This is a genomic window from Nonomuraea sp. NPDC049624, assembly GCF_040675255.1.
Taxonomy (GTDB): Bacteria; Actinomycetota; Actinomycetes; order Streptosporangiales; family Streptosporangiaceae; genus Nonomuraea.
This window is the reverse complement of sequence record NZ_JBFAOR010000003.1, coordinates 128,157-151,093: the sequence shown is the minus strand read 5'-3', so window position 1 is coordinate 151,093 and position 22,937 is coordinate 128,157. Positions and strand designations below refer to the sequence as shown.

The 22,937-nt window shown below is 70.5% G+C and carries 12 protein-coding genes; 1 reads left to right on the top strand and 11 read right to left on the bottom strand.

Annotated features, from left to right (window positions below; translation table 11 throughout):
• Window positions 1-20 precede the first annotated feature (20 nt).
• Both AB0J76_RS12260 and AB0J76_RS12255 read right to left on the bottom strand, forming a co-directional pair.
• Window positions 21-986, bottom strand: coding sequence for an ABC transporter permease (locus tag AB0J76_RS12260; protein ID WP_352329865.1), 966 nt, complete (start codon window positions 984-986; stop codon window positions 21-23).
• On the bottom strand, window positions 956-2,578 hold the full coding sequence (locus AB0J76_RS12255; RefSeq protein ID WP_364389420.1) for an ABC transporter substrate-binding protein: 1,623 nt from the start codon (window positions 2,576-2,578) through the stop codon (window positions 956-958). The genes AB0J76_RS12260 and AB0J76_RS12255 overlap by 31 nt, the downstream gene beginning before the upstream one ends.
• 136 nt (window positions 2,579-2,714) lie before the next feature.
• Between AB0J76_RS12255 and AB0J76_RS12250 the strand changes: the two genes are divergently transcribed.
• A complete protein-coding gene (locus AB0J76_RS12250) occupies window positions 2,715-3,758 on the top strand; it encodes a LacI family DNA-binding transcriptional regulator (protein WP_352328145.1) in 1,044 nt (347 codons plus the stop codon).
• Window positions 3,759-4,401: 643 nt separating this feature from the next.
• Here AB0J76_RS12250 and AB0J76_RS12245 read toward each other — a convergent pair.
• From AB0J76_RS12245 to AB0J76_RS12205, 9 genes are all read right to left on the bottom strand, one after another.
• A complete protein-coding gene (locus AB0J76_RS12245) occupies window positions 4,402-4,836 on the bottom strand; it encodes an SRPBCC family protein (RefSeq protein WP_352328146.1) in 435 nt (144 codons plus the stop codon).
• 122 nt (window positions 4,837-4,958) lie between these two features.
• Window positions 4,959-5,912 (bottom strand): LnmK family bifunctional acyltransferase/decarboxylase, encoded by a 954-nt coding sequence (locus tag AB0J76_RS12240; protein ID WP_352328147.1) that lies wholly within the window; start codon window positions 5,910-5,912, stop codon window positions 4,959-4,961.
• On the bottom strand, window positions 5,909-6,151 hold the full coding sequence (locus tag AB0J76_RS12235; RefSeq protein WP_352328148.1) for an acyl carrier protein: 243 nt from the start codon (window positions 6,149-6,151) through the stop codon (window positions 5,909-5,911). The genes AB0J76_RS12240 and AB0J76_RS12235 overlap by 4 nt, the downstream gene beginning before the upstream one ends.
• Complete coding sequence (gene dmpG, locus AB0J76_RS12230; RefSeq protein WP_352328149.1) at window positions 6,144-7,232, bottom strand: 4-hydroxy-2-oxovalerate aldolase; 1,089 nt, start codon at window positions 7,230-7,232, stop codon at window positions 6,144-6,146. The genes AB0J76_RS12235 and dmpG overlap by 8 nt, the downstream gene beginning before the upstream one ends.
• Window positions 7,229-8,131, bottom strand: a complete 903-nt coding sequence (locus tag AB0J76_RS12225; protein WP_352328150.1) for a hypothetical protein — start codon at window positions 8,129-8,131, stop codon at window positions 7,229-7,231. Before AB0J76_RS12225 ends, dmpG begins: the two co-directional genes overlap by 4 nt.
• Complete coding sequence (locus AB0J76_RS12220) at window positions 8,128-8,931, bottom strand: fumarylacetoacetate hydrolase family protein (RefSeq protein WP_352328151.1); 804 nt, start codon at window positions 8,929-8,931, stop codon at window positions 8,128-8,130. The genes AB0J76_RS12225 and AB0J76_RS12220 overlap by 4 nt, the downstream gene beginning before the upstream one ends.
• Window positions 8,932-8,936: 5 nt before the next feature.
• A complete protein-coding gene (locus tag AB0J76_RS12215) occupies window positions 8,937-9,923 on the bottom strand; it encodes a class I SAM-dependent methyltransferase (protein WP_352328152.1) in 987 nt (328 codons plus the stop codon).
• Window positions 9,924-9,937: 14 nt separating this feature from the next.
• On the bottom strand, window positions 9,938-10,852 hold the full coding sequence (locus AB0J76_RS12210; RefSeq protein WP_352328153.1) for a phytanoyl-CoA dioxygenase family protein: 915 nt from the start codon (window positions 10,850-10,852) through the stop codon (window positions 9,938-9,940).
• A gap of 17 nt (window positions 10,853-10,869) precedes the next feature.
• The gene (locus tag AB0J76_RS12205; protein ID WP_364389415.1) at window positions 10,870-22,935 is read right to left on the bottom strand and encodes an amino acid adenylation domain-containing protein; all 12,066 of its coding nucleotides are present in this window, start codon (window positions 22,933-22,935) and stop codon (window positions 10,870-10,872) included.
• Window positions 22,936-22,937 lie beyond the last annotated feature (2 nt).

The following is a 22,937-nucleotide window of genomic DNA, read 5'->3' as shown; positions in this document are numbered from 1 at the left end:
CTGTCAAGAGGACTCCTTCACTACGCCCTGCGCAGACGCGGATCGATGGCCGGCTGAACCAGGTCGACCAGCAGGTTGGCCGCCGCGAAGACGACGACGATCAAGGTGGTGACGGCCTGCACGACCGGGAAGTCCTTGACAGTGACCGAGCTGACCAGCAGTTGCCCGATCCCGGACAGGCCGAAGGCGGTCTCCACGATCGAAGTCGCGACGAGCAGCCCGGCGATCACCGTGCCGGTGACCGTGCTGATCGGGCCGAGGGAGTTGCGCAGGACGTGGCGCCGGATCACCGCGTTCTCCTGGACGCCACGCGAGCGTGCCACCTCGACGTGCTCGCGGGCCAGTTCCTCCAGCATGGACGAGCGGGTGACCCGGGCCAGCAGACCGGCGAACGTCAGGGCGAGCGCGGCCGCGGGCAGGGTCAGATGCCAGACGCGGTCGACCGGTCCCTCGCCGTTGCCGAAGGCGGGGAACCAGCCGAGCTGGACGGAGAACAGCGAGATCAGCCCGATCGCCGCGACGAAGGAGGGGGTCGCGGTGGCCACCCCGGTGCCGATGAGGACGATCCGGTCGAGCGGCCCGGGCCGCAGCGCGGCCAGGGCGCCGAGGATCAGCCCCGCGACCACGATGAGCAGCCCCGCGTAGCCGACCAGGAAGAGCGTCGTGGGCAGCCTGGCCAGGAGCAGCCCGGTCACGTCCTGCCGGAACTGCACCGACCGGCCGAAGTCCCCGGTCACCGCGCCGCCGACCCATTTGAGGTACTGCATGAGGAACGGATCGTCCAGGTGGTACTGCGCCCTGATCGCCGCGATCGCCTGCGGAGAGGCCGAACGCCCTTGGGTGAGGAAGGAGGCCGGGTCTCCGGGAGCCAGGTACACGGCGGAGAACACCGCGAACGACGCCCCGACCAGCGTCGCCACCAGACCGGCGAGCCTGCGGGCCAGGAAGGCGCCCATCAGTTCGCCGACCCGAGCACTGCCGCCCACGGATAGACGAGCTGGGTGATGCCGGTGGGCGCGCCGGTGAGCCGCTTGTTGAGGAACATGCTGTGCGGCACCTCGTACAGCGGGATCCATACCATGTCCCGGACGGCGATCTCCTGGAGCTTGGCGACCACGGCGGCGCGGGCCGCGGGGTCGGCCTCGGCGCCCGCCTGGTCGACGAGCCTGTCGTACTCGGGGTCGGAGTAGCCGCCGTAGTTGGCGAAGTTGCCGGTCTGCAGGATTCCGTAGAACTCCAGCGGATCGGGGGTGGAGTCGTACCAGATGGTCATGACCAGGTCGACGCCCTGACGGGCCTTGGGGTCGGAGAACAGCGCGGAGTAGGCGTCGGGGGCCACCGCCTTCTGCTCGACCCTCAGTCCGATGGCCTGGCCCGCGGCCTGGACGGCGTTGGCGATGACGCCGATGTCGGGAGCCATCGTGCTCGTGGCGATCACGATCTTCTTGCCCGTCCCGCCGGCCTCCTTGACCAGCTTCCTGGCCCCTTCGAGGTCGGTGTTCAGCTCGGGGAGCTTGGCGTAGTACTGCTTGGCCGCCTCAGGGGCGATGCCCCACGCGCCGATCGCCGCGGGCGCCTTCGCCGGCGTGGCCACCCCGGCCACGCCGGCCTGGAGAATGCTCTTGCGGTCGAGCGCCATGGACAGCGCCTTGCGCAGCCTCAGGTCGCCGAGCGTGCCCTTGAGGTTGAGCGGGATGAGGCTGACGGCCGCGGTGTTGGGGCCGAAGTACAGCTTGCCGCTGGAGGCGCTGCCCAGGCGGGTGAAGCCGGTGGTGGGGACCAGGTAGCTGCCGTCCGCCTCGCCCGAGAGCAGGGCGTTGACGCGGGCCGCCGGGTCGGAGATGAAGACGTTGCGCACGGTCGCGGCCCTGGCCTTGAGCGCGGGGTCCCAGTAGCCGTCGAAGCGTTTCAGGTTGATCGCCTGCCCCTTCTCCCACTTGTCGAGGGAGTACGGGCCGGTGCAGTTCACGCCCTTGTCGGGGGTGCCGTACCCGGAGCCCTGCGCGGCCAGGAACGCGGCGCTCTCGATGGTCCCGGCCGAGGTGCCCATCTGCTCGTTGAACAGGTGGTCGGGCTTCTTCAGGTGGACGGTGACCTCCATGGGGCCGGTCTTCTCCACCGATTTGACGTTCTGGTAGGACGAGACCCAGTACGAACCCACCGCCGGGTCCATGTGCCGCCGCATGCTCGCCACCACGTCGTCGGCGGTGAGCGGCGATCCGTCGTGGAAGCGCACGCCCTGGCGGATCGTGTACACCCAGCGCCCGGGATCCGGGGATTCGGCCTTACTGGCCAGCCCCGGCTCCACCCGGGAGCCGGGGGTGATCCGCATGAGCTGCTCGCACACGTTGGCGAGCACGGTGTTGGGCGGGTAATCGAAGGCGTAGGCGTAGTCGAGCGACTGCGGCTCCGCGTAGAGCGCCCAGGTCACGGCGTCCACCGGGCCCTTGGCCGGCGGCAGGTCCGCCGTGACGGTGAAGGTTGCGGAGCCGGCGGCCTTCGGGGCGGCCGCGCCCCCTCCACAGGCAGTGGCCGCCAATACGGCCAGCGCCGCGACGGCGAGTCGAGCGGTACGCATCGGACCACCTCATCCTCGTGCGGGAAAGTGCCATGAGTATTGGTGAAGGAACGTTCCTGCACAAGACATTGAAGGAACGATTCAGCAACGGTCAGCGAGGTGGCGAATCGCCTGACATCCTGCAAAGATCGGACCCATGGACGAGCCAAACCGTAAGGCCGCCGCGCGCGTGCGCCTGGTGGACGTCGCCCGCGCGGCGGGGGTGTCGAAGACCACCGTCTCGGACGCGCTCAACGGCGCGGGCCGCCTCCCCGACGCCACCCGCGAGCATGTCCGGCAGGTGGCGCGCCGGCTCGGCTACCGGCCGAACGCCACGGCGCGGCGGCTGCGCGCCGGGCGCTCACGCCTGCTCGGCCTCGCCGCCCGCGAGTTCGTCGAGCATCCGTGGTTCTACACCGAGCTCGCCTACTTCGCCCGGCTGACCGCCGCCACCACCCGCGCGGGCATGACCCACGGATACGGCGTGGTGCTGCTGCCCACCACCGGCCCCGACGACTACTGGACGGACCTGCCTCTCGACGGCGTGTTCGTGGTGGATCCGGTCGAGGGAGATCCGCTGGTCGGAGACTTTCTCGCCGCGGGGGTGGCCGTGGTCTCCGACCGCAGAGCCGTGGCGGGGACACCGTGGCCGTGGGTCGACTTCGACTACGGCGCGGCCCTGCGCGGCGTGCTCGACCACCTGGAGGAGGGAGGCGCCCGGCGGATCGCCGCGGTCGGCGCCCCGACCACGGCCTGCTACCACCGCGATTCCGTCCAGGCCTACCTCGACTGGAGTGCGGAAAGGGGCCGCGACCCGTTGCTGGCCCAGCTCGACGGCCCCGGGTTCGAGCCGACGCTCGCCGCGGTGGAGAGCTTGCTGAGTGATCCCGAGCCGCCGGACGCGCTGGTCGTGCTCGTCGAGATCAGCCCGTCGCTGCTCCTGGACAGGATCCGCAAACTCGGCAGGTCGGTGCCCGGCGACCTGCTGCTGGTCTGCGCGACGGAGGATCCCACGGCGCCGTTCACGGATCCGCCCGTCAGCACGCTCAGCTTCCTGCCGGTCGAGACGGCCGACATCGCGGTCGGGATGCTCGTCGACCTCATCGAGGGCCGCGGTGTCGCGGGCGGCCGGCTGCTCCAGGCGAGGTTCGACGTCCGGGCCTCCTCCGATCCCCGCTCCGTGCCGGGAGTCGGGAAGTGATCACTTCCGTGGCGGGCGCAGAGTCGTCCACGCCACGGTGAGGGCGGTGCGGAAGAAGGATCGATCTCGCCGTGCGGTCACGAGTCGCGGCTCTCGTTCCGTGGGATTCATCGGGAGGCCGGCCACCGGGGCACTGTCGTCGCCGAAGATCGGGGGGCCTCCGTCCAGCGGGCGGCCCCGGCCGTCGCAAACCCGTCCCTGCCAGCCTGCCCCGCCCGGGACGCGCAGCGGGCTTCCCGGGAAGGCGACCCCGGTCGTCCTCGCGCTGAGTCCTTCGGCGCCTTCGAGCACCTGGATGACGGCGAGGTCGCGGTCGACGTCCAGGACGAGGCCGCGCCTGCGTTGGCCGGAGTCCAGGGTGATCGTGGCCTACTCGTCCCAGCCGTTGGCCGACCTCGACGCCCTCACCGACACGTTGTGAACCGCTTGCAGAAGAAGCCACACCGGACGGATGCGAGGCCGCGCCCGGCAGACCACCTCCGGCACCTGGAAGCCGATCCCTGGCGGCAGCCCCGACAGGACGCGAACCACCACGACCCCACCCCTCGCACAAGCCGACGACGCTGGGTGCGGTGGCCACAGACGTCGCGTGGCATGAGCGGCTGATCGTTCCCGGCGACCCCGCACCGAGGTGACCTCGGGGTCAGGAAGCGCAGAGGCCGGCCAATCGGCGGACGTCGGCGCGGATCGACCGTCGCAACAACCACTTCAGCGCCGGCTCCAGCAACCTTTCGGAGGTCACGCGCGGGGCGACTCGCACATGGAAGGTGAAGCGGCACCGGTCCGCGCCGAGCGGCTCGACGAGCCTACCGCCCTCGGCGTCGATCCCCGAGGTGGTGCGCCAGGCGAACGAGCGACCCGGCTCCACCTGGATCACCTCGCCGCCGTTGCGATAGGTCCGACCCGCGAACCGCATCACCTCAGCAGTGGTGGTGCCCACCTGAACGATGCCTTCGGGGCGCGGCGCCATCGTCTCGACGCCCTTGCGCCAACGTGGATCCTGGCCGTAGTCGGCGACGACCGCCCACACCAGCGCGGCCGGGCAGGCGATCTCCCCGTATTCCTGAAGCTCGATCATTCGGCGATGGTACGAGGTTGGCGAGCCACAACTGAACACGGTGAACGTTCATGATCACCGCCCCGGCAGCAGGCGCTCCCCGACCAAGCTCGACGAGCCAGGAAAGCCTAGGCTTCCCGAGCTCAGTTCTGGGGCCCGCACTCGATCTCGACGGCCGTGGTCGCGAGCAGATGATGCGTGACGGAGTCGCGCAGTGCCATGTCGATGATCTCGATCTCCGGCTGGGCCGGGTCGTGCCATCTCCGGACGGCGATGGCGAACACGGCGCCGGGGTCCGCGTTGCCGAAGTAACCCACCTTCTGGTCGATCACGCGGCGCTGGAGGAACTGTTCGTCGGCGCGACCCAGCGAGCGCCACAGGCGCAGCAACGCAGAGTCGAAGATGGAGAAATAGGAGGCGAAATACACCAGTCCGGCGCCGTTGATGTCCCGAGTGACATCCAGCGTGTACTCGAAGGTGTGCTCGGGGCCGGCCATCGCGTAACCAGGCGGGGCCGGAGCGCAGAAACTTCCGGCCCCGCGGGCCCGGCCGACCAGCGTGCGCGGCGAGTAGTCGTTCGGCAGTCTCGGCAGGCCGGCGAAGACGAAGTCGGGAGGCACGACCTGGGCGAGGCCCCGGTTGCTGGCCGGGCGGCCGCGCGTGACCCACCGGTTGAAGTTCTCCACGTACATGCAGTCCGGATGGGGCAGCTCGTACATCTCCGCCGGGTCCAGCGGGGTCGCGGCGAGGCCCAGGGCGAGGGGCGCGAGCCGGTGCAGCGTCAGCACCGACTGGCTGCCGAACTGGAACACGCGCGAGTCCACCTGGAGCTCGTCACCGAACGTGAGGCCGTGCGGGTGGACGACCTTCCCCCCGCGTACCCGGTAATAGTAGAAGGACAGGTAGGCGGGGTCCCCGTCCGCCGTGCGGGCCCGGTGCACGTTGGTGCCGCACGCCGCCGCCACGGCCTCCCAGGTCCAGTCCCCGATGCGGCCGAAGACGAGCGAGCCGCCGCCGCACATCCCGGGAGAGACGACCACCTTCCGCGTCATGGAGGCGAGGTCGACCATGCGGGCCTGGTCCGTCGCGTCGTTCATCGCGGCCACGTCCGGGTGGCGGCGCACTCCTCCAGCAAGCGGGCGACGTCCCCGACCGTGGCGAGCTCCAGGAGCTCGTAGTCGCGGACCTCGATGCCGAACCTGCTGCTCAACACATCCGACAGCTCGACCGCAGCGAGGGAGTCCAGCCCCACTTCGACCAGGCTCGCAGTCGCGGTGACATCATCCGCTCGCATCTGGAAGTGGTCCACCAAGATGTCCTTGAGCGCCTCATACACGGCTTGCCCCTCTTTCGTTCGTGCTGATCGATGAGCCGGTGCCGCCGGCGGACCTGCGCAGGGTGAGCGCCACGTCGACGATGAGGTCCTCCTGGCCGGCGACCGCCTGGAGCCTGCCCAGCTCGAAGAAGACGTCGCGCGGATCGACGCCCTCGCGTTCGGAGACGTCGAGCACCCGGTTCTTGAACCCGGAGAAGACTCCGGCCAGGCCGCTGACGATGGAGATGGAGTCGATGGTGGGCGGGGCCGGCATCAGCGTCCGCCCGGCGACGTCCGCCGCGTCGAGGAGCCGGTACAGGTCTATGCCCGTACGGAACCCGAGCCGTTCCAGGACAGGCACCAGGACCTCCAGTTGCGTGTTGCCGGCGCCGGCGCCGAAGCCCCTGGCGCAGGCGTCGAGGATGTCGGCGCCCGCCTCGGCGGCGGCGATCGAGTTCGCCACGGCCATGCCGAGGTTGTTGTGGCCGTGGAACATCACCGGCACGTCCACGGCGGCCCGGATGGCCGCGACCCGCTCGGTGACGTCCGCCGGGAGGTAGTGACCCGAGGAGTCGAGGATGCCCACGCCGGTCGCGCCGAACCCGACGAGGCGCGCGCACTCCTCGGCCAGCCGCCCGGGGCTCGCCATGTGGCTCATCAGCAGGACGCCGTGCGCCTCCACGCCCGCGTCGCGCAGATACCCCAGATGCCGCTCGGCGAGGTCTCCCTCGGTGCAGTGGGTACCGATCCGGACCAGATCGGTGCCGTGCGAGAGGGCTTTCTTGAGGTCGCGGACCGTGCCCCACCCGGGCAGCATGAAGACGCCCAGCCTGCTGGACGACAGGGCTTCCCTGACGGTCGAGAGCATCTCGTCGTCGCTCAGCCGCGCCTGGCCGACCTGGAGGGATGAGGCGCCCAGCCCGTTGCCGTGGCCCACCTCGACCACCGGCACGCCCGCGGCGTCCGCGGCCTCCGCGTACGCCCGCAACTGCTCGCGCCCGAGGTCGTGCCGCACCGCGTGGTGGCCGTCGCGCAGCGTCGGATCGTGGATCAGGATCGGTCTGCCCGCGCGCTCGTCCCTGGTGTCCGCTGTCTGGCTCATGACGTTTCCGCCCCTGCGATCGCCGGCCGGTGCGCCGCGTACAACTCGGCGACGGTGAGCGCGGCGGAGTTGATGATGTCGAGATTCCCGGCGTAGGAGGGGATGCGGTCGCCGGAGGAGGTGACCTCCACGGCGACGAAGGCCCTGCCGTCGTTCACGGTGCACGCCATGACGTCGACCCCCCTGACGAACGGGCGCATCTCGCTCACGGCCGTCGCCGCCAGCGCGCTCACCACACCGGCTTCGAGGCCCCGGCCCAGCAGGGACATGGACACCCGGAAGGTCGCCGGCGGCCGGGCCGGGCTGATATTGAGCAGCGCCTTCACGTTCTCGACCCCGGTGAAGTCGCGGATCGCGTCCTGGGTGGTCTCCACGTACTCGTCGAGGTTCAGGCGCGTCCCGCGGCCCACGCTCAAGGTGGCGGCCGTGGTGACCACCTCGATGTAGTCGATCGGGTATGCCCGCGCGATCGCGTGCAGGACCGGGATCGAGGCCTGCCCGCCGCAGGTCACCATGCTGATGTCGGCTATGTCGTGGCGGCCGGTGACATCGGCCCCGTTGACGGTCGGGACGACCAGGTGCCCCGCCTTGCTGGGCGTCAGGTCGACGAGCTTCGTGCCGAGGGGCACGAGCCGCTCCGCGTGCTCGGCGTGGGCCGCGGCGTTGGTGGCGTCGAAGACGACGTCGAACGGCTCCTCGGTGGCGAGGAGGGAGCGGACGCCGTCGGCCGCGACCGGCACGCCGAGCCGGGCGAGCTGCCGCAACCCTGGGGCGGCGACGTCCCGGCCCGCGACGAGCCGCAGGTCGAGGGCGTCGGAGCGGATGATTTTGATCGCCAGGTCGACCCCGATGAGCCCGGCGCCGAGCACCGCCACGGACAGCCGTCCGTCCGATTTCATGCCCCTCCCCCGCCGACGTGCAAGGTGATCGCGCCGAGATGGTCGAACTCCGCCGTGAACGTGTCGCCGGGGCGCAGCGGGACCGCCGCGTGCAGCGCACCGGTCATGATCAGATGCCCGGCCTCCAGCGAGACCCCCTGCGCACCGAGCACGTTCGCCAGCCAGGCCACGACCGCGACCGGATCGCCCATGGCTGCGGCGCCCGCGCCGGTCGCCACCAGCTCGCCGTCGCGGGAGAAGGCCATGCCGACCAGCCGGTAGTCCAGGTCCGGCGAGGGCGGGACCGGGTGCCCGACGACGACGGCGCCGTTCGAGGCGAGGTCGGCGATCGTGTCGGCGAGCCCGATGCGCCAGTCCTCGATCCGCGAGTCGACGATCTCCAGCCCGGCGCGGACCTCACCGATCGCAGCGCGTGCCCGCTCGACGGTCACTCCCGGTCCGGCCAGCGGCTTCGCCAGCCGGAAGACGATCTCGGCTTCCACCTTGGGCGCGATGAACGCCTCGCACGACACGGTCGCGCCGTCGGCCAGAACCGTGGAGGACAGCACCGGCCCGTAGTCCGGGGTGTCGACCCCGAACATGCTGCGCATCGGGGCGGAGGTGAGGCCCGCCTTGTACCCGATGACGGCGTCGCCGTCCGCGAGGAGGAGCGCGACCAGCTCTCGCTGGACGGCGTACCCGTCGTCCATGCCGAGCTCCGGGTCCGTGTCGGTGAACGGCGGGATCGGCACCCGGCTCTTCCTGGCCTCGTAGAGTGCCTTGGCCCGGCGTACGGTGTCCTCGTGGTCACGTAACGGCATCGCGGTCACCCGGCGGCCACGAACAGGCGGCTGCCGGGCATCCGCAGCGGCGTGCAGGACACGTCGGTGAACCCCGCCCGCCGGAACCCGGCGCGCCACTCGGCCTCGGGCGGCAGCAGCACCTGCATCGAGCCGGCGTGCAGGTAGGTGAACAGGGCGCTGAAGGCCCGGTCCCGCGGGGTGTCCGCGTAAGGGACGGCGTCGGTCACGACCAGGCACCCGCCGTCGGCGATGGAGTCGCGGCAGGCGCGCAGGATGCCGTCGAACACCTCCTGGTCCCCCACCACGTCGTGCATCACGAAGCCCGCGTGCACCACGTCCGCGCCACGGATCGGGCCCGGGTCCTCCACGAGCGACTCGATGGAGCGGTTCGCCACCGTGAGCCGGTCGTGCACGCCCGCCCGCCGGGCGGACCGCTCGGCCTCCTCGCACGCCGCCGGGCTGATGTCCAGCGCCAGGCCGGTGCTGCTCGGCAGCGTGGTCAGTAGGTGGATCAGCAGCCTGCCCGCGCCCGCGCCGAGGTCGACGACGCGCTGCGGCTTGCGGCCGGCGATCTCCGCGACGATGCCCGGGTAGAAGCCGTAGGAGCCGATCCAGCGCGAGGAGATGGCGACCCGCCGGCCGTCGCGCCGGTACTGCCCGGCGGCCGCCTCCGGCCCGCTCAGGAACTCCACCGCATGATCGATGTACGGGCGGTTCGCGTTGAGCGCCCACGAGAGGTAACCCGCCTCGTAGCGGCGATCGGCCAGATCGGCGCACGGTATGAAGCTGCGCGCGTCCGCGCCCTGCTCCACGAGCCCGGCGGCGAGCAGGGCGCGCAGGAAGGAGCGGGCGCCGGCCTCAGGGACCCCGGCGGCCGCCACGACCTCGTCGAGCGTGAACGGCGCCGCCCGGTCCAGGAGCGTGGAGATCCCCAGTTCCTCGGCCATTTCCAGCAGGGCGGCGTTCGCGGCGAGGTCCGCCGCGATCTCCTTGGCATCGTTGCTGTTCATTCGTCCCCTTCGGATCAACTCTTGACGGTCCCCTCTTTGAGGCGCCGCACCATGCGGTGGGCGGCCTCAAGAGGGCTCTCGTCGCGCTCCACCTCGCTGAACCCGTACTTGCCGTTCATCGCGGCGGCCCGCTCGTTCCACTCCGCGTCGCCGGCGAACGGGATCGTCTCGCCCTCCTGCCACAGGGGGTAGGGACGGTAGTTGTTGATCTCGGGGATCGGAGCACCGCGGACCAGGAGGGGATCCAGGTAGAGCCCCTCGTTGGAGATACGGGTGGTCGCCGCCATGTATCCCACGTCGAGGCCGCACCGCCGCATCGCGGACGTGTTCTGCTTGGAGTGGTGCAGCAGGTGCGGGTGATGGATCGACACGTCGCCCGGCTGGAGCTCGATGGCCACTTCGCCGGCCTTGTCCAGCCACTCCTGGACCAGGTCCTCCTCGCAGGTGGAGAAGAGCATGTTCGGGATGTCCGAGCGGGGGACGGGCTCGTGCATGGCAGCGCGATGGCTTCCGGGGATCACGCGCAGGCACCCGTTCTCGGTCGTCGACGCGTCCACCGCGACCCAGACCGTCAGGGCCTCCATCGGGTCGAGCTTCCAGTAGGCGCCGTCCTGATGCCACAGGACGGGCCGGCCGTCGTACGGCGGCTTGCAGACGTAATGGCCGGTGAAACAGGCGATGTCCGGGCCGAGGAACAGCTCGGCGATGTCGACGAGCCGTTCGTCCGCGACCATGCGGACCCAGAAGGCGTCGTTCCGCATCAGCGGGTGGTGGTATTCCTCGGGCCGTAGATCCGGATACTTCTGCCCCAGCCATGCTGTGTGGGCGCCGGCTTCCCGGATGAGTTCGGAGTCGATCACGCCACGGAGAATCGCGAAGCCGTTCTCGTCGTATTCCTCTCTCAACTTGACCGGATCGATGTCTGTCATCTCTAGCCTCCTTCGGCTCAGCGAGTTCCGCTCTCACGCAACCTGGCCGCGATCGCCGCGATGGTCTGGTGTTCGAACATGTCGACGAGGGTGACGGACAAGCCCTGGTCGTTGGCGACGCCGACGACCTCGGCGGCCAGCAGGGAGTGTCCGCCGAGGTCGAAGAAGTTGTCTTCCACGCCCACCTCGTCCAGGCCCAGGACCGCAGCCCAGATCGACGCCAGCACCTCCTCCACCTCGGAGCGCGGCCGGACCGGTGCGCTGCCCAGCTCCGGCCGCCCCGATCCCGGCTCCGGCAGGGCCCGCCAGTCCACCTTGCCGTTGGCCGTCAGCGGCACCTCCTCCACCACCACGAACGCCGACGGCACCATGTACTCCGGCAACCGCGCACGCAAGGCGGCGCGGACCATGCCCACCGTCTCCGCCGCGGGCGAGTCGCTGACCAGGTAGGCAAGCAGCCCCTTGGTTCCCGACTCCTCGGCCCGGGCGACCACCACCGCCTGCCGAATCCCCGCAACCGACGCGATCACCGCCTGGATCTCACCGGGTTCGACACGGAACCCGCGGATCTTCACCTGATCGTCGACCCGGCCGATGAACTCCAGATCACCGCTCGACCGCTGCCGCACCAGGTCACCGGTGCGGTAGAGACGCGCCCCGGCCTGGAAGGGGTGCGGCACGAACGCCGCCGCGGTCAGACCCGGCCGCCCCAGATAGCCGCGCGCCAGCCCGAAGCCTCCCAGGTACAACTCACCGACCGCGCCGATCGGCGCCGGCCGCATACGCTCGTCCAGCACATACGCCTCGACGTTGCCGATCGGCCGGCCGATCGGCACCGGCCCGTCCTCAGCCCGCCAACCCGCCACCGGAAACGTCGTGGCGAACGTGGTGCACTCGGTGGGCCCGTACCCGTTGACCAGCTCCACGCCCTCCGGCACCCGGGCCACGTGCCCCGGGCTCAGCGCCTCCCCGCCCACCATCAACTGCTCGACCCCGGCCAACGCCCGCGGATCGGCATCGATCACCTGGTTGTACAGCGACGTCGTCAGGCACGCCGTGGTCACCTGCTCGGCTCTGATGACCTGACCCAGCGTCCCCGCGGTCGGCACCCGCTCCGGGAACACCACGCAGCACCCGCCGTGCAGCAACGCACCCCAGATCTCGAAGGTGGAGGCGTCGAACGCGGCCGTGGCCGCGTGCAGGAACACCCGATCCGGCCCGAAACGCACGAACCCCGCATGCACCAACCCGACCACAGCCCGATGAGGCACCTGCACACCCTTGGGACGACCGGTCGAGCCCGAGGTGTACATGACGTACACCAGGTTGTCCGGCGACACGGGCACACACACCTCATCCTCAGGCAGACCCGCGATCGCCACCAGCTCATCGGCGCCGATGACCAGCCGGCACCCCGAGTCAGCGATCATGAACTCTCGCCGCTCGACGGGCAGCTCAGGGTCCAGCGGCAAATAGGCCGCACCCGCCTTCACGACGCCGACCAGCACCGCGACCAGGTCGATGCCCCGGGGGAAGCACACTCCCACCACGTCATCGGGTCCGATACCGGCTGCCCGGACGTAGGCGGCGACCTGGTTGGCCCGCGCGTTCAACTCCCCGTAGCTCAACCGGTCCGCGCCGCAGACCAGCGCGAGCGCCTGCGGGGACGCGAGCGCCTGAGCGGCGAACAACTGCGCCACCGAATCGTCCGGCACCGGCACCCGCGTGGCGTTCCACTGCCGTAACAGCGCCTGCTCGCCCACGCTCGGCTGTGCCAGCACCGACACCGGCGACCCGGGGGCCACGCTGACCCGTCGCAGCACCTCCAGGTAGTTCGCCATCAACCGCTCGACGGTCTCCCCGTCGAACAGGTCCAGCGGGTAGATCACGGTGGCGTCGATCCCGCTTTCCGGGCCTTCGGCGAGGAGGACCTCGAGGTCGCAGCGCGAGGTCCGCTGGGCGACGCCGGTGAGCGGCTTCACCTCGACGTCAGGCAGTTCGAGCGTCCAGAAGGAGCTCTGATACCGCCCGATCTCGACGTGCTGCGGTTGCATGAGCTGGAACACCACCTGGAAGAGCGGGTGGCGGGACAGGTCCCGCTGTTCCTGGAGTTCCTCGACGAGCTTCTCGAACGGCAGGTCCTGGTGCGCGTAAGCGCCCAGCGCCGCCTCACGCACCCGCGTCAGCAACTCCGTGAACGACGGGTCACCCGAACAGTCGGTCCGCATCACCAACGTATTGGCGAAGAACCCGACCAGTCGTTCCAGTTCCGGCCGTATCCGGCCCGCGATCGGCGATCCGACCACCACGTCCTGCTGCCCCGAATACCGCGACAACAGCGCCTGGAACGCCGCCAGCGTCACCATGAACAACGTCGCGTTCTGCTCCCGGCCCACCTCGCGCAGTCCGGCCACCACCTGCGCGGGCACCCGGAACCGCACCACCCCACCCCGGTAGGAGGGCACGACCGGCCGAGGCCGATCCAACGGCAGCTCGATCGCCGCCGGCATCCCCGCCAACCGGTCCCGCCAGTAGTCCAGATGCCCCGCCAGCACCTCACCGCGCAACCACGACCGTTGCCACACCGCGAAGTCGGCGTACTGCACCGGCAACTCCGGCAACACCGGCTCCCGCCCAGCGACCAACGCCGCGTAACACTCCCCCAACTCACCCAGCAGCACACCCCACGACCAGCCGTCGGAAGCGATGTGATGCATCGTCAACAACAACACGTGATCGCCCTCGCCCAGCCGCACCAGCCGCGACCGCAGCAACGGCCCGGACGCCAGATCGAACAGCGTCACCGCCTCCCGCTCCGCGACCAGCCGCGCCCGCGCCACATCCGCGGCCTCCTCCACCTCCAGCAACCGCTCCGGCACCGGCCCCACCACCTGGAACGGCCGCCCATCCACATCGGCGAACACCGACCGCAACACCTCATGCCGCCCGACCACCCACCGCAGCGCCCCCTCCAGCGCCACCACATCCAACGCACCCTCCAGCCGCAACGCCAGCGACACGTTGTAGAACGGATTACCCGGCACCAACCGATCCAGGAACCACAACCGCTGCTGCGCGAACGACAGCACCAGCTCCCCGCCGCCACGCGGCACCGGAGCCAACTGCGGCAACGCCGACGCCGTGCCCGAGGCGGCTGTCACCGCGGCGGCCAGACCCGCCACCGTGGGCTCCTCGAACAGTGTCCGCAACGGAATCTCGGCGCCCAGCACCTCCCGCACCCGCGACATCACCTGCGTCGCCAGCAGTGAATGCCCACCGAGGTCGAAGAAGTCATCGAACACCCCGACCTCGTCCAGACCCAGCACGGCAGCCCAGATCGACGCCAGCACCTCCTCCACCTCGGACCGCGGCCGGACCGGCGCGCTGCCCAGCTCCGGCCGCCCCGATCCCGGCTCCGGCAGGGCCCGCCAGTCCACCTTGCCGTTGGCCGTCAGCGGCACCTCGTCCACCACCATGAACGCCGACGGCACCATGTACTCCGGCAACCGCGCACGCGCGTAGCCACGCGCCGCGACCAGCAGGTCTTCCGCGGCATCGGCATCGGGCACCAGGTACGCCATGACCCGATGCTCGCCGGACGCGTCCGCGCGCACGCCCACCACGGCCTGGCGCACCCCGGGGCACTCCTGGACCACGGCCTGGATCTCGCCGGGTTCGATGCGGAACCCGCGGATCTTCACCTGGTCGTCGACCCGGCTCAGGTACTCCAGGTCTCCATTCGAGCGCTGCCGTACCAGGTCACCGGTGCGGTAGAGACGCGCCCCGGCCCGGAAAGGGTGCGGCACGAACGCCGCCGCGGTCAGACCCGGCCGCCCCAGATAGCCGCGCGCCAGCCCGAAGCCTCCCAGGTACAACTCACCGACCGCGCCGATCGGCGCCGGCCGCATACGCTCGTCCAGCACGTACGCCTCGACGTTGCCGATCGGCCGGCCGATCGGCACCGAGGTGCCGTCATTGGCCCGCTGGTCGGGATGGATGCTGCCGGTCAGGGCCTCGGTCGGCCCGTACAGGTTGAAGAGGGCGGCGTCCAGGCGCGTATGGAACCACTCGGCGAGAGACGTGGACAGTGCCTCGCCGCCGGCGATGATCCGCTTGAGGCTGGGGCAGCGCTCGTCGCCCAGTTCCGTGAGGAACAGCTCCAGCATCGAGGGCACGAAGTGGGCGTCGGTCACCTTCTCCGTGCGGATGAGCTCGACGAGGTAGGGGAGATCGGCGTGTGCGTGCGGTTCGGCGATGATCAGGCGCGCGCCGGACATGAGCGCCTGGAAGATCTCCGCGACGGACACATCGAACGTGGCGGGAGCCTTCTGCAACATGGCGTCGTCAGCCGCCATGGGGCACACGTGGTTGATCCACGTCAGGGCGTTGGTGACGGAGCGGTGAGGGATGGCGACGCCCTTGGGACGACCGGTCGAGCCGGAGGTGTACATGACGTACACCAGGTTGTCCGGCGACACGGGCACACACACCTCGTCCTCGGGCAGACCCGCGATCGTCACCAGCTCATCGGCGCCGATGACGAGCCGGCACCCCGAGTCGGCGATCATGAACTCTCGTCGCTCGACGGGCAGCTCGGGGTCCAGCGGCAGGTAGGCCGCGCCCGCCTTCATGACGCCGATCAGCACCGCGACCAGGTCGATGCCCCGGGGGAAGCACACTCCCACCACGTCATCGGGTCCGATACCGGCTGCCCGGACGTAGGCGGCGACCTGGTTGGCCCGCGCGTTCAACTCCCCGTAGCTCAACCGGTCCGCGCCACACACCAGCGCGAGCGCCTGCGGGGACGCGAACGCCTGAGCGGCGAACAACTGCGCCACCGAATCGTCCGGCACCGGCACCCGCGTGGCGTTCCAGCCCTCGATCAGGGCCGCTTCCGCGCCGCTCGGCCGCACCAACGCCGACACCGGACGGGCCGCGTCGGCCGCGACCTCCGCCAGCAGAGCCGCGTAGTTGCCCGCCAGCCGCTCCATGGTGTCCTGATCGAACAGGTCGACCGAATAGATGAAGCTGCCTTCAAGTCCACCGTCCGGCCCGTCCTGCAGCAGCACCTCCAAATCGAACCGCACCGTCGCCTGATCCGGCTGGAACCAGCCGACCTCCACACCGGGCAACCGCAGCTCCCAGTCGCCGGGGGAATGGTAGAGCTGGAACATCACCTGCACCAGCGGGTTGCGCGACAGATCCCGCTGCTCGTGCAGCTCCTCGACGAGCTTCTCGAACGGCAGGTCCTGGTGCGCGTACGCGCCCAGCGCCACCTCACGCACCCGCCCCAGCAACTCCGCGAACGACGGGTCACCCGAACAGTCGGTCCGCATCACCAACGTATTGACGAAGAACCCGACCAGTCGCTCCAGCTCTGGTCGCACCCGGCCCGCGATCGGCGATCCGACCACCACGTCCTGCTGCCCCGAATACCGCGACAACAGCGCCTGGAACGCCGCCAGCGTCACCATGAACAACGTCGCGTTCTGCTCCCGGCCCACGCCACGTAATCCGGCCACCACCTGCGCGGGCACCCGGAACCGCACCACCCCACCCCGGTAGGAGGGCACGACCGGCCGAGGCCGATCCAACGGCAGCTCGATCGCCGCCGGCATCCCCGCCAACCGGTCCCGCCAGTAGTCCAGATGCCCCGCCAGCACCTCACCGCGCAACCACGACGCTTGCCACACCGCGAAGTCGGCGTACTGCACCGGCAACTCCGGCAACACCGGCTCCCGCCCAGCGGCCAACGCGGCGTAACACTCCCCCAACTCACCCAGCAGCACACCCCGGGACCAGCCGTCGGAAGCGATGTGATGCATCGTCAACAACAACACGTGATCGCCCTCGCCCAGCCGCACCAGCCGCGACCGCAGCAACGGCCCGGACGCCAGATCGAACAGCGTCACCGCCTCCCGCTCCGCGATCAACCACGCCTGGGCCACATCCGCGGCCTCCTCCACCTCCAGCAACCGCTCCGGCACCGGCCCCACCACCTGGAACGGCCGCCCATCCACATCGGCGAACACCGACCGCAACACCTCATGCCGCCCGACCACCCACCGCAGCGCCCCCTCCAGCGCCACCACATCCAACGCACCCTCCAGCCGCAACGCCAACGGCACGTTGTAGAACGGATTACCCGGCACCAACTGATCCAGGAACCACAACCGCTGCTGCGCGAACGACGACATCGACTCCCCGCCGTCACGCGGCACCGGAGCCAGCTCCGGCAACGCCGACCCCGACGCCATCTCCACCGCAACAGCCAGGCCCGCCACAGTCGGCTCCCCGAACAGTGCCCGCAACGGAACCTCGGCGCCCAGCACCTGCCGCACCCGCGACAGAACCTGCGTCGCCAGCAGCGAATGCCCACCCAGATCGAAGAAGTTGTCTTCCACGCCCACCTCGTCCAGGCCCAGGACCGCAGCCCAGATCGACGCCAGCACCTCCTCCACCTCGGAGCGCGGCCGGACCGGCGCGCTGCCCAGCTCCGGCCGCCCCGATCCCGGCTCCGGCAGGGCCCGCCAGTCCACCTTGCCGTTGGCCGTCAGCGGCACCTCCTCCACCACCACGAACGCCGACGGCACCATGTACTCCGGCAACCGCGCACGCAAGGCGGCACGAACCATGCTCACCGTCTCCGCCGCGGGCGAGTCACTGACCAGGTAGGCAAGCAGCCCCTTGGTTCCCGACTCCTCGGCCCGGGCGACCACCACCGCCTGCCGAACCCCCGCAACCGACGCGATCACCGCCTGGATCTCGCCGGGTTCGACACGGAACCCGCGGATCTTCACCTGATCGTCGACCCGGCCGATGAACTCCAGATCACCGCTCGACCGCTGCCGCACCAGGTCACCGGTGCGGTAGAGACGCGCCCCGGTCTGGAAGGGGTGCGGCACGAACGCCGCCGCGGTCAGACCCGGCCGCCCCAGATAACCGCGCGCCAGCCCGAAGCCTCCCAGGTACAACTCACCGACCGCGCCGATCGGCGCCGGCCGCATACGCTCGTCCAGCACATACGCCTCGACGTTGCCGATCGGCCGGCCGATCGGCACCGGCCCGTCCTCAGCCCGCCAACCCGCCACCGGAAACGTCGTGGCGAACGTGGTGCACTCGGTGGGCCCGTACCCGTTGACCAGCTCCACGCCCTCCGGCACCCGGGCCACGTGCCCCGGGCTCAGCGCCTCCCCGCCCACCATCAACTGCTCGACCCCGGCCAACGCCCGCGGATCGGCATCGATCACCTGGTTGTACAACGATCCCGTCAACCAGGCCGTCGTCACGCCCTCCGCGGCGATGAGCTCCCGAAGCCCTGCCGCGGTCGGCACCCGTTCCGGCAACATCACGCAGCGCCCGCCGTGCAGCAACGCACCCCAGATCTCGAAGGTGGAGGCGTCGAACGCGGCCGTGGCCGCGTGCAGGAACACCCGATCCGGCCCGAAACGCACGAACCCCGCATGCACCAACCCGACCACAGCCCGATGAGGCACCTGCACACCCTTGGGACGACCGGTCGAGCCCGAGGTGTACATGACATACACCAAGTTGTCCGGCGACACCGGCACACACACCTCATCCTCAGGCAGACCCGCGATCGCCACCAGCTCATCAGCGCCGATGACCAGCCGGCACCCCGAGTCAGCGATCATGAACTCTCGCCGCTCGACGGGCAGCTCAGGATCCAGCGGCAAATAGGCCGCACCCGCCTTCACGACGCCGACCAGCACCGCCAACAGATCGACACCTCGCGGCAGGCCCACCCCCACCACGTCATCGGGCCCCAGCCCGGCCGACCGGACGAACGCGGCGACCTGGTTGGCGCGCGCGTTCAGCTCCGCGTACGTCAGTCTGTCCGTTTCGCAGACCAGCGCGAGCGCCTGCGGGGACGTGAGTGCCTGAGCGGCGAACAACTGCGCCACCGAATCGTCCGGCACCGGCACCCGCGTGGCGTTCCAGCCCTCGATCAGGGCCGCTTCCGCGCCGCTCGGCCGCACCAACGCCGACACCGGACGGGCCGCGTCGGCCGCCACCTCCGCCAGCAGAGCCGCGTAGTTGCCCGCCAGCCGCTCCATGGTGCCGTGATCGAACAGGTCGACCGAATAGATGAAGCTGCCTTCGAGTCCACCGTCCGGCCCGTCCTGCAGCAGCACCTCCAAATCGAACCGCACCGTCGCCTGATCCGGCTGGAACCAGCCGACCTCCACGCCGGGCAACCGCAGCTCCGATTCGCTGCGGGAATGGTAGAGCTGGAACATCACCTGCACCAGCGGGTTGCGCGACAGATCCCGCTGCTCGTGCAGCTCCTCGACGAGCTTCTCGAACGGCAGGTCCTGGTGCGCGTACGCGCCCAGCGCCACCTCACGCACCCGCCCCAGCAACTCCGTGAACGACGGGTCACCCGAACAGTCGGTCCGCATCACCAACGTATTGGCGAAGAACCCGACCAGTCGCTTCAGTTCCGGCCGTATCCGGCCCGCGATCGGCGATCCGACCACCACGTCCTGCTGCCCCGAATACCGCGACAACAGCGCCTGGAACGCCGCCAGCGTCACCATGAACAACGTCGCGTTCTGCTCCCGGCCCACCTCGCGCAGTCCGGCCATCACCTGCGCGGGTACTCGGAACGACGCTACCCGGCCCCGGTGCGACAGGACCTCCGGCCGGGGGCGATCGAACGGCAGCTCGATCGCCGCCGGCATCCCCGCCAACCGGTCCCGCCAGTAGTCCAGATGCCCCGCCAGCACCTCACCGCGCAACCACGACCGTTGCCACACCGCGAAGTCGGCGTACTGCACCGGCAACTCCGGCAACACCGGCTCCCGCCCAGCGGCCAACGCGGCGTAACACTCCCCCAACTCACCCAGCAGCACACCCCGGGACCAGCCGTCGAAGGCGATGTGATGCATCGTCAACAACAACACGTGATCGCCCTCGCCCAGCCGCACCAGCCGCGACCGCAGCAACGGCCCGGACGCCAGATCGAACAGCGTCACCGCCTCCCGCTCCGCGACCAGCCGCGCCCGCGCCACATCCGCGGCCTCCTCCACCTCCAGCAACCGCTCCGGCACCGGCCCCACCACCTGGAACGGCCGCCCGTCCACATCGGCGAACACCGACCGCAACACCTCATGCCGCCCGACCACCCACCGCAGCGCCCCCTCCAGCGCCACCACATCCAACGCACCCTCCAGCCGCAACGCCAGCGACACGTTGTAGAACGGATTACCCGGCACCAACCGATCCAGGAACCACAACCGCTGCTGCGCGAACGACGACACCAGCTCCCCGCCGCCACGCGGCACCGGAGCCAGCTCCGGCAACGCCGACCTCGGCTCCGGCAATGCCCGCCAGTCCACCTTGCCGTTGGCCGTCAGCGGCACCTCGCCCACCACCACGAACGCCGACGGCACCATGGGCTCGGGCAGCCGTTCACGTGCGTAGGTCCGAGCCGCGGCCGTGAGGTCCTGAGCCCTGGCTCGCACGCGCCGAGCGGCCAGGGGGTCGTTGGTGAGGGGGCGGTGTCGCAGGAGGTCGTCCTGCGGGAAGACGACGGAGCCCGCCTCCGCCGAGGGGACGAGGGCCACGTCGAAGTCGCCCGTGGCTGCTCCGCGCGACCAGCTGAGGTGCACTGAGCAGGGCAGCTCCGCCTCCAAGGCCCAGATGTCCTCGGGGTCGACCCCCTTCTGCACGCGACGCTCCAGGTCGTCGGCCGTGAGCGGGCCGGCGGCTCCGTCCAGGAGCAGCTGGAAGGCGTGAGCCGGCCGGTTGACGCGGGCGTTGGGGACGGACTTGATGCCGACCCCGGCCGGGTGGCTCTCCAGCAGCTCGCGGGCCGACTGCGGCGACAACCGGTCCGCGTTCCAGTCGAGCCAGGTGCCGATCTCACAGGTCTGGGTTTCTCCCACGTGGAGGATGACGTCATAGCGGAAGCGGGTGAGCTCGTCGTCCATGCGCCCGCGCTTGGGCAGGACCTCGCAGTGGGAGACGCGGCCGTGACGCCGCGCGAAGTCGGCGAAGTAGGCCGGGGCGACGGCCAGCTCGCGCTCTTCGCCGAGCGAACGGCGTACCGGGCCTTCGAGGTGCCGCAAGGGCGAGCTGTCCGAGGAGCGGGCCAGGGCGACGGCGAGGTGGTGCGCCCCGAGCAGCGGCAGGCTGCGTACGTCGCCGACGAACACCGTGCCCGATCCGGCCATCACGGCTATCGCGTCGTTCAGCACCTGCTCCAGGTAGTCCTGACCGGGGAAGTACTGGATGACCGAGTTGATGATCACGATGTCGAAGCCGGTGCCCGCGACCTGGGCCGTCCGGAGGCCGTCGCAGGCGAACAGCGTGACATTGTCGACGCCTGCCTTCTCGAGCGCGGTGCCGAGTCCGGCAACCGTGGCGGGCGACAGGTCCGTTCCCACGTAACGCTCGCATCCAGGAGCGATGCGCCAGGTCAGCAGGCCCGTGCCGCAGCCGATCTCCAGGACGCGCGAGGGGGCCAGCCGCCCGATCCTGGCCACAGTGGCGTCCACCCAGGCGCGCATCTGGTCGTCGGAGAGGGGCAGTCCGTCGAAGCTGCTGGTCCGGCCCGCGAGGTTGAACCGCTCGTCGTCCGCGACCCACGTGGCGGTGTCGTCGAAGAATTTCTGCCACTGGCCGACTTGAGAGGCGGCCAGATCGTCGTCCTCCGCCGCGTCGGGCACCAGGTAGGCCACGACCCGCCGGCCGCCGGACGCGTCCGCGCGCACATCCACCACGGCCTGACGCACGCCGGGGCACTCCTGGGCCACGGCCTGGATCTCGCCGGGTTCGATGCGGAACCCGCGGATCTTCACCTGGTCATCGACCCGGCCCATGAACTCCAGATCACCGCTCGACCGCTGCCGTACGAGATCACCGGTGCGGTAGAGACGCGCCCCGGCCCGGAAAGGGTGCGGCACGAACGCCGCCGCGGTCAGGCCCGGCCGCCCCCGGTAGCCGCGGGCGATGACCGGCCCGCCGACGTACAACTCGCCCACCGCGCCCGGCGCGACCGGCCTCATGGCCTCGTCGAGGACGTGGACGTCGGCGTTGCGGATCGGCACGCCGATGGGGACGGGCGTTCCGTCCGGGGGCGGGCCGAGGACCGCGTGGGCGCAGCAGCCCATGGCCTCCGTCGGCCCGTACTGGGTGAGGATCACGGCGTTGCGCCACCGCGGCACCTCGTCCGGCCAGCCGGGATCCTCATCGGCGAGCACGACCACGCGCGCCGCGTCGTCCGGGATTCCGCCCGTGAGCCGGTGGGTGATCGCGTCGAGCTTCGCCGGCGTGATCGTGAGGAGGCTCAGGTCGCGCTCGTCGTCGAGGAAGCGTGCGAGCCCGTCCGCTTCTCCGCCGTCCGGCACGAGCCTGAGCGTGTTCCCGGCGACGAGCGGGGCGAACAGGGCCGGGACCGTCCCGCTGGAGTCGATGGTCGAGTGCAGCGGCACGCCACGGCCGCCTGTGAGGTCGACCCGATCGGCGAGCCAGGAGAAGTAGTTCACGAGCTGGCCGTGTGTCACCTCGACGCCCTTGGGACGGCCCGTGGTGTCGGAGGTGTAGATCACGCACGCGAGGTTGTCCCGGACGGCGGCACGCGGAAGGGCATCGCCGGGCTCGGCGGCGAGCTCCTGCTCGACGCGGTCCAGCCGCACGACCTCCGTCCCGGCCTGACCGAATCCGTCGACGTCACCGGTCGCCACGATCAGCCGGCAGCCGGCGTCCGCCAGCCTGAAGGCGGCGTGGTCCGCGGGCAGGTTCGGATCCATCGGCAGGAAGGCACCCCCCGCCTTCATGACGCCCAGCAGGGCGACGATCAGCGACGCGCTCCTGGGGCCGCACACCCCCACAACCGTCTCCGGGCCGACCCCCCGGCCCCGCAGCCGGGCGGCCAGCCGGTCGGTCCGCGCGGCGAGCTCCGCGTACGTCACCTGCCGGCGTCCCTCGGCCAGCGCCACGGCCCCGGGCACGCGGGCGGTCTGAGCGTCGATGAGCTCGTGCAGGGTGAGCTGCAGGACGGGTGCCTGAACGCCGTTCCGGTCCAGGGGCGATCGGTCTGTGGCCTCGTCTCTCATGC

What these genes read in the sequence shown, in the direction of transcription:
- AB0J76_RS12255 (WP_364389420.1), bottom strand. Translation starts at nt 2,578, where the DNA reads ATGCGTACCGCTCGACTCGCCGTCGCGGCGCTGGCCGTATTGGCGGCC.
- AB0J76_RS12250 (WP_352328145.1), top strand. Translation starts at nt 2,715, where the DNA reads ATGGACGAGCCAAACCGTAAGGCCGCCGCGCGCGTGCGCCTGGTGGAC.
- AB0J76_RS12245 (WP_352328146.1), bottom strand. Translation starts at nt 4,836, where the DNA reads ATGATCGAGCTTCAGGAATACGGGGAGATCGCCTGCCCGGCCGCGCTG.
- AB0J76_RS12240 (WP_352328147.1), bottom strand. Translation starts at nt 5,912, where the DNA reads ATGAACGACGCGACGGACCAGGCCCGCATGGTCGACCTCGCCTCCATG.
- dmpG (WP_352328149.1), bottom strand. Translation starts at nt 7,232, where the DNA reads ATGAGCCAGACAGCGGACACCAGGGACGAGCGCGCGGGCAGACCGATC.
- AB0J76_RS12225 (WP_352328150.1), bottom strand. Translation starts at nt 8,131, where the DNA reads ATGAAATCGGACGGACGGCTGTCCGTGGCGGTGCTCGGCGCCGGGCTC.
- AB0J76_RS12220 (WP_352328151.1), bottom strand. Translation starts at nt 8,931, where the DNA reads ATGCCGTTACGTGACCACGAGGACACCGTACGCCGGGCCAAGGCACTC.
- AB0J76_RS12215 (WP_352328152.1), bottom strand. Translation starts at nt 9,923, where the DNA reads ATGAACAGCAACGATGCCAAGGAGATCGCGGCGGACCTCGCCGCGAAC.
- AB0J76_RS12210 (WP_352328153.1), bottom strand. Translation starts at nt 10,852, where the DNA reads ATGACAGACATCGATCCGGTCAAGTTGAGAGAGGAATACGACGAGAAC.
- AB0J76_RS12205 (WP_364389415.1), bottom strand. Translation starts at nt 22,935, where the DNA reads ATGAGAGACGAGGCCACAGACCGATCGCCCCTGGACCGGAACGGCGTT.